Origin of the sequence: Actinomadura formosensis NBRC 14204 (genome assembly GCF_001552155.1) — a bacterium.
Taxonomy (GTDB): Bacteria; Actinomycetota; Actinomycetes; order Streptosporangiales; family Streptosporangiaceae; genus Spirillospora; species Spirillospora formosensis.
This window is the reverse complement of the sequence record NZ_BCQQ01000212.1, coordinates 1-6,079: the sequence shown is the minus strand read 5'-3', so window position 1 is coordinate 6,079 and position 6,079 is coordinate 1. Positions and strand designations below refer to the sequence as shown.

Below are 6,079 nucleotides of genomic sequence, written 5' to 3'. Positions count from 1 at the left end.
GCGACGGCGACGCCGGCCGGGGCGAGCACCGCACGTACTCCGGCGGCGAGCGCCGGGGCGGCGGTCCCCGCACCGGCGGCGGCTCGCACGGCGGCCGCCGCGGCGGCCCCTACAACGGCCCACGCCGCGAGAACGACCGCCGCCCGGCCCGCTCCAACTGACGAACCGGAGAAGCCCCGCCCGTCCCGGGCGGGGCTTCTTCATGCGGTGGTCAGCCGGCTTCTTCCTGGAGGGGCCGGACGCCGTCGCGGGCCGCGGACTCCGCGCGGAGCCTGTCCTGGAGGATCTGGAGACCCTCCAGGCCGTCCACGGAGAGGGCGGCGAGGTCGTCCAGGGAGATCGGAGAATCCTTGCGCAGGGGCGGCTGCCAGCCGTTCTCCTTGTCATGGCTGCGCAGGATCTTGGCCGGGACGCCGCCGATGACCGAATGGTCGGGGAACTCGCCGCGGACGACGGCGCCGCCGGCGACGGCGACGTTGCGGCCCAGCCGGGTGCCGGGAAGGATGATCGCGCCGGTGCCGATCCAGCAGCCGTCGCCGATCACGACCGGGTTGTTCTCCGGCCACTGCCGTCCGATCGGCATGTGCAGGTCGCCGTAGGTGTGGTTCTGGTCGGTGATGTAGACGTTCGGCCCGGTGAAGACGTCGTCGCCGATGTCGATGGACTGGTGGCCGACGATGTGGGTGCCGCGTCCGAGTGAGCAGCTCGCCCCGATCCGGACGATGATGTCCGGGCCCAGGTCGAGACCGGGGACGAACCCCGCGGAGATCGTGACGTGCGTGCCGACGAGGGTGTGGTCGCCGATGGAGATCCACGGTTCGCCGTAGATCGCGCCGATGGGGAAGCCGATGCAGGCGCCCTTGCCGAGATGGGCGAACTTGCGGCGGCCCGGGGTGTGCGGGGTGATCTCGCCGTGCCGCTGGATCCATTCCCAGGCGGTGTGCACGGCCGTGTGCACGCCCTGGCGCGCCCGCTGCCTCGCGCGGGCCGCCAGCGCCTGCCGGATGGAGCGTTTCGGCGACATGGCGGATACCGTACCGGGTGGTAGCCCTCCCCGTGCACGGTGGAGGGCCCGGCCGGAAACGGCCGGACCCTCCGGGGTGCCGCGTCAGCGCGGTGAGTGGACCTGCCCGTCGACATCGGCACCGGTGACCGTCATGGAGTCGGGCGAGGTGGCTTCCTCCGCATGCTCCCCCGAACCCTTGGTCAGATCGCGGATGACGCCGCGCCGTGTCGCCACCGCGCCGGCCACGCCGACCGCGGCGACCACGCCCATCATCGCCATGAGGGCGCTACGGCCGGGCCGGCCCCGCTTCGGGGGCTCCACCCGTCCGGCGACATCGCTCAGAAACGTGCTCACCCGCGGGGCGAGCCCGGTCTCCACATACCGGGCCGCCTGCCGGAGCCTCGGTGCGCTCCAGCCACGGACGATCATGACGCGCTCCTCCGCGAGGGGCGCGATCCGCTCCGCCGCGCTGGAGGCGCCCTGCCGCGCCATCCCGGCGCCCTGCCGGGCCACCTCCTGAACACGGCCGAACCGCGTGAGAATTTCATCCTGCGGCTTCCGGCGGATATTGATCATTAGGGACACGCTAACCTCCCTGTTTGCGAGGTCCTGTCATGCAGCCTTCCCAGCGGTCGGGAGGTAAACCCCGAACGCGTGACCGCGTGTTCACGCTGGGTGGTCGATTCGAGCATGGCCGAGACCGTAACGTTCAGACCTCACGCACAATCCACGTCACAAGGAGGCGGCCAGCGTGGCCAACGAGATCTTCGCGACGCTCAACACGTCCCTCGGCAAGATCGTGATCCAGCTCTACCCGGAGCAGGCGCCCGAGACGGTCGCGAACTTCGTCGGGCTGGCGGAGGGCACCCGGACCTGGACCGACCCGCGCACCGGGCAGAAGTCCGACGCGCCGCTCTACAACGGGACCGTCTTCCACCGGATCATCGACCAGTTCATGATCCAGGGCGGCGACCCGCTCGGCACCGGCACCGGCGGGCCCGGCTACCAGTTCAAGGACGAGTTCCACCCGGACCTGAAGTTCAACCGTCCCTACCTGCTGGCGATGGCGAACGCCGGGCCCGGCACCAACGGCTCCCAGTTCTTCATCACGCTGAGCGTCGGGCACACCCAGCACCTGACCGGCCGGCACACCATCTTCGGCAAGGTCATCGAGGGCACCGACGTCGTCGACCGGATCGGGAAGGTACCGACCGGGCGGATGGACCGCCCGAAGGAGGACGTCGTCCTGGAATCGGTGACAATCGAGCGTCGTTAGTCGTTTCCTACATGAGATCCCGCGACGGATGACGCCCGCACCGGTCCCACGGAGCCCCAGATGAGCACAGACCACAGTCCCGCCCCCGAGACCTCGGTGCCGACCTGCTACCGGCACCCGGGGCGCGAGACGTATGTGCGCTGCACCAGGTGCGACCGCTACATCTGCCCGGACTGCATGCGGGACGCGGCGGTGGGGCACCAGTGCGTCGAATGCGTCGCCGAGGGCAACCGGAGCGTCCGCAGGGCGGCGCCCCGGACGGTCCTCGGCGGGCGGGCGCCGGCGTCCGCGGTGCCGGTCGTCACGTACGCGCTCATCGGCGCGTGCGTGGCGGTGTACCTCGCCGAGCTGGCCTCGTGGCGCGTCGTGTGGGAGTTCATGATGCTCGGCCGGGGCGTGCTGCCCGGCGGGGAGGTCGGCGGAGTCGCCGAAGGCCAGTGGTACCGCCTGTTCACCACGATGTTCCTGCACCAGCGGGGCGGGACGTTCGGCATCACCCACATCCTGTTCAACATGTGGGCGCTGTGGGCGGTCGGCCCCGCGCTGGAGCAGGTGCTCGGGCGGTGGCGGTTCCTGGCGCTGTACCTGCTGTCGGGCCTCGGCGGCTCGGTGCTGCTGTACCTGGTCGGCTCCCCGCAGTCCGCGGCGGTCGGCGCGTCCGGCGCCATCTTCGGGCTGTTCGGGGCGTACTTCGTGATCGGCCGCAGGCTGGGCGGGTCGGTCGGACCCATCGTGGTGCTGCTGGTGATCAACCTGGTGATCACCTTCTCGGTGCCGGGGATCTCCTGGCAGGGCCACGTCGGCGGGCTCGTGGTGGGCGCGGCGCTGGCCGCGGCGTACGCCTACGCCCCGGCCGCGCAGCGCCGGCTGTTCCACCTCGCCGCGCCGCTGCTCGTGCTGGCGCTGCTCGCCGCGCTGGTGGTGCTCAGGACGGCGGAGCTGAACCCGGCGCTTTAGCCGTGCAGGCGCGGACACCGTTCATCCGTGACGGTGTCCGCGCCCCCGAATCCCGGCCGCGCCCCTGGCCGCGATCTTGTGGAAAACCACTGTGGAAAACCTGGGAAGGCGCGGTGGAAGATCCTTAACCTGTGGATAACTTACCGTCAGCGCCAGCGCGTCGACAGGATCACGCCGAGGATGATCGCGGTGAAGCCGATCCCCAGGTTCCAGTTGTGCAGGTCGGTCATGTACGGCACGTCGGTGCCGGTACTGGCCGTCACGTAGAAGACGGCGATCCAGGCGAGGCCGACGAGCCACAGCGCGAGCATCGTGGGCACGAGCCAGCGGGGGCTGACGTCGGGCGCCTTCGACTTCTGCGGGGGCGTGTAAACGGCCTTCTTACGCACTTTCGACTTGGCCACGTGGGATCGATCTCCTCGGGCGTCCGGCGGCCGGAGCGCCGGACCGCGCATGGGTGTTTTGTCGGTTAGCGTAGTCGCTGGTGACCACTGTCTGATGAGCAATGTACGGCGTCCAGCGTGGGGAAGCATCATCCCAGCTCTCACGCTCCTCGCGGGGACCCTGTTCGCGGCGAGCGCGAGCACGGCCCGCGGCACGAGCCTGCGCGAGCAGGGCCGCACCCGGCTCACCGAGCTCATCACCGCCGAACAGCGCCACGGCCGCGAGGAGCGTGCCGAGTACCGGCGACTGCGCGACCGGGTCGACCGTATCTCTCGGGACGCCGGGCGTCACGACGCCCGCGTGAAAAGGGCGCGGGCGGAGGCCGACCGGCTCGCGGCCGACGCCGGGTTCACCCCGTTCACCGGGCCCGCCGTCCGCGTCACGCTGGACGACGCGCCGCTGCCCAGATCGGGTGATCTGCCGCGCGGAGCCCGTCCCGACGACCTCGTCGTCCACCAGAGCGACGTCCAGGCCGTCGTCAACGCGCTCTGGGCGGGCGGCGCCCAGGCGATGCAGATCATGGACCAGCGGGTCATCTCGACCAGCGCGGTCCGCTGCGTGGGCAATACGCTGATCCTCCAGGGCGTCGTGTACTCCCCGCCGTTCCGGATCACCGCCGCCGGCGACCCGGACCGGCTGCACGCGGCGCTCCACGCGTCCCACGAGATCGCGATCTACCGCAAGTACGTCCGCGCGTACGGGCTCGGGTACGCGGTGCGGACCGTGGACCGCACCACCCTGCCGCCCTACACCGGCAACGTGACGATGAAGCACGCTACGGTGCCGGCGGAACCGCCGGAAGACGACTGACCCCCCGGGCGAAGAAGGAGGACGCGCGTGCGGACGGTGATCCGTGGCATGGGCGAGCTGTGCATCACCGCCGGACTGATCCTCATGCTGTTCGTCACGTACGAACTGTGGGGCACCGGCCGGTACACCCAGGGCCAGCAGGACCGCCTCCAGGACGAGATGCTCCACAACTGGCGCGCCGCCAAGGTCACCACCGAGAAGGTGAAGCTCGGCAAGGGGCTCGCGGTGATCCGCATCCCCCGGTTCGGCAAGGACTACCGCTTCGTCGTGATCGAGGGCGTCGACCGGGACGATCTGCGCAAGGGGCCCGGCCACTACCCGGGCACCGCGCTGCCCGGCCAGGTCGGCAACTTCGTGGTCTCCGGGCACCGGACGACCTACTCCGCCCCGTTCAACCGGCTCGGCGAACTCGACCGCGGCGACCGGATCCTCATCGACACCCGCGACGAGCAGTACGTCTACACGGTCACCGACCGCAGGATCGTCGAGCCGTCCGCGGTCGAGGTGACCGCGCCCGTCCCCTTCCACCCCAAGCGGCGGCCGACCGGGCGGCTCATCACGCTCACCACCTGCCACCCGGAGTACTCCGCCGCCGAACGGATGATCGTCTTCGGGGAACTGGCCGAGACGCTGCCCCGCGTGAACCCCGCCGCCGGAAAGTAGGAGGCCCCGTGTACATCTGGATCTGGCGCCGTCTTCCCGGCGCCTGGCCCACCAAGACCGCCACCGCGCTCGGCATCGTCATCGCGGTCGCCGCCGTCTTCTGGTATCTGGTGTTCCCCCGGATGGAGGCCAAGATCCAGTTCGACCACGGCGTCGTGCAGACCCCGGCGCCGTCCGGCTCCGCGACCCCCGGATGACCGCGATGCGCGTCCTCGTCGTCGACAACCACGACAGCTTCGTCTACAACATCGTCCAGTACCTGCTGGAACTCGGCGCCGACTGCACGGTCAAGGACCGCTCGGACGTCACCGTGCCGGACGCCGCGTCCGCCGACGGCGTCCTGCTCAGCCCGGGACCCGGCCACCCCGCCGACTCGGGGATCTGCCTGGACCTCATCGCGGACGCCGACCGCCGCGGAACGCCCCTGCTCGGCGTCTGCCTCGGCCACCAGGCGATCGCCCACCACTACGGCGCGACGGTCGCCCGCGCCCCGGAGATCGTCCACGGCTCGCCGAGTGAGATCGTCCACGACGGCGCCGGCGTCTTCCAGGGCCTCCCCAGCCCCTTCCCGGCGACCCGCTACCACTCGCTCGCCGTGGAGCCCGCGACCGTCCCACCGGACCTCGCCGTGACCGCCCGGACGCCCGACGGCGTCGTCATGGGCCTCCGGCACCGGACCCGCCCCATCGAGGGCGTCCAGTTCCACCCCGAGTCCGTCCTGTCGGCCGGAGGCCACCATCTGCTCCGAAACTGGCTTCTCACCTGCGAACTCGCCGTGTGGACAGGGCCGCCGCAAGCCATCCGCCGCAAAGTCGAAAAAAGTTCGATCGAACCCGTAACGTCCTGAGACACCGGGACGAAGACCATACTGAGGGCTTCCGCCATTGCCCCCGAGTGGCGGAAGCCCTCTTGTTTATTGCTTT

The 6,079-nt window shown here is 70.6% G+C and carries 9 protein-coding genes; 6 read left to right on the top strand and 3 right to left on the bottom strand.

The annotated features are described in order from the left end of the window. Positions 1–211 precede the first annotated feature (211 nt). Together AF1_RS31425 and AF1_RS31420 are read right to left on the bottom strand one after the other, a co-directional pair. The gene (locus tag AF1_RS31425) at positions 212–1,024 is read right to left on the bottom strand and encodes an acyltransferase (protein WP_067807711.1); all 813 of its coding nucleotides are present in this window, start codon (positions 1,022–1,024) and stop codon (positions 212–214) included. A gap of 84 nt (positions 1,025–1,108) precedes the next feature. Continuing rightward, positions 1,109–1,582, bottom strand: coding sequence for a hypothetical protein (locus AF1_RS31420; RefSeq protein ID WP_067807709.1), 474 nt, complete (start codon positions 1,580–1,582; stop codon positions 1,109–1,111). Positions 1,583–1,757: 175 nt separating this feature from the next. Here AF1_RS31420 and AF1_RS31415 point away from each other — a divergent pair, with 175 nt between their 5' ends. Together AF1_RS31415 and AF1_RS31410 are read left to right on the top strand one after the other, a co-directional pair. Further along, positions 1,758–2,282: a peptidylprolyl isomerase gene (locus AF1_RS31415; protein WP_067807706.1), complete on the top strand. Its 525-nt coding sequence runs from the start codon at positions 1,758–1,760 to the stop codon at positions 2,280–2,282. Positions 2,283–2,342: 60 nt separating this feature from the next. After that, a complete protein-coding gene (locus tag AF1_RS31410; RefSeq protein ID WP_067807704.1) occupies positions 2,343–3,239 on the top strand; it encodes a rhomboid family intramembrane serine protease in 897 nt (298 codons plus the stop codon). Between the two features lie 146 nt (positions 3,240–3,385). Here the strand turns inward: AF1_RS31410 and AF1_RS31405 are convergent, their stop codons facing one another. Next, a complete protein-coding gene (locus tag AF1_RS31405) occupies positions 3,386–3,694 on the bottom strand; it encodes a cell division protein CrgA (RefSeq protein WP_084263510.1) in 309 nt (102 codons plus the stop codon). Positions 3,695–3,737: 43 nt separating this feature from the next. Between AF1_RS31405 and AF1_RS31400 the strand changes: the two genes are divergently transcribed. Genes AF1_RS31400 through AF1_RS31385 form a run of 4 tightly spaced genes read left to right on the top strand, consistent with a single transcriptional unit; the run spans position 3,738 to position 6,003 of the window. Continuing rightward, a complete protein-coding gene (locus AF1_RS31400) occupies positions 3,738–4,493 on the top strand; it encodes a DUF881 domain-containing protein (protein WP_067807700.1) in 756 nt (251 codons plus the stop codon). Between the two features lie 27 nt (positions 4,494–4,520). Further along, on the top strand, positions 4,521–5,156 hold the full coding sequence (locus AF1_RS31395; protein WP_242609051.1) for a class E sortase: 636 nt from the start codon (positions 4,521–4,523) through the stop codon (positions 5,154–5,156). Between the two features lie 8 nt (positions 5,157–5,164). Then, complete coding sequence (locus AF1_RS31390; RefSeq protein ID WP_067807697.1) at positions 5,165–5,353, top strand: hypothetical protein; 189 nt, start codon at positions 5,165–5,167, stop codon at positions 5,351–5,353. Beyond that, complete coding sequence (locus AF1_RS31385) at positions 5,350–6,003, top strand: anthranilate synthase component II (protein WP_084263509.1); 654 nt, start codon at positions 5,350–5,352, stop codon at positions 6,001–6,003. The genes AF1_RS31390 and AF1_RS31385 overlap by 4 nt, the downstream gene beginning before the upstream one ends. Positions 6,004–6,079: the final 76 nt, after the last annotated feature.

What these genes read in the sequence shown, in the direction of transcription:
- AF1_RS31425 (WP_067807711.1), bottom strand. Translation starts at nt 1,024, where the DNA reads ATGTCGCCGAAACGCTCCATCCGGCAGGCGCTGGCGGCCCGCGCGAGG.
- AF1_RS31385 (WP_084263509.1), top strand. Translation starts at nt 5,350, where the DNA reads ATGACCGCGATGCGCGTCCTCGTCGTCGACAACCACGACAGCTTCGTC.
- AF1_RS31400 (WP_067807700.1), top strand. Translation starts at nt 3,738, where the DNA reads ATGAGCAATGTACGGCGTCCAGCGTGGGGAAGCATCATCCCAGCTCTC.
- AF1_RS31410 (WP_067807704.1), top strand. Translation starts at nt 2,343, where the DNA reads ATGAGCACAGACCACAGTCCCGCCCCCGAGACCTCGGTGCCGACCTGC.
- AF1_RS31420 (WP_067807709.1), bottom strand. Translation starts at nt 1,582, where the DNA reads ATGATCAATATCCGCCGGAAGCCGCAGGATGAAATTCTCACGCGGTTC.
- AF1_RS31405 (WP_084263510.1), bottom strand. Translation starts at nt 3,694, where the DNA reads ATGCGCGGTCCGGCGCTCCGGCCGCCGGACGCCCGAGGAGATCGATCC.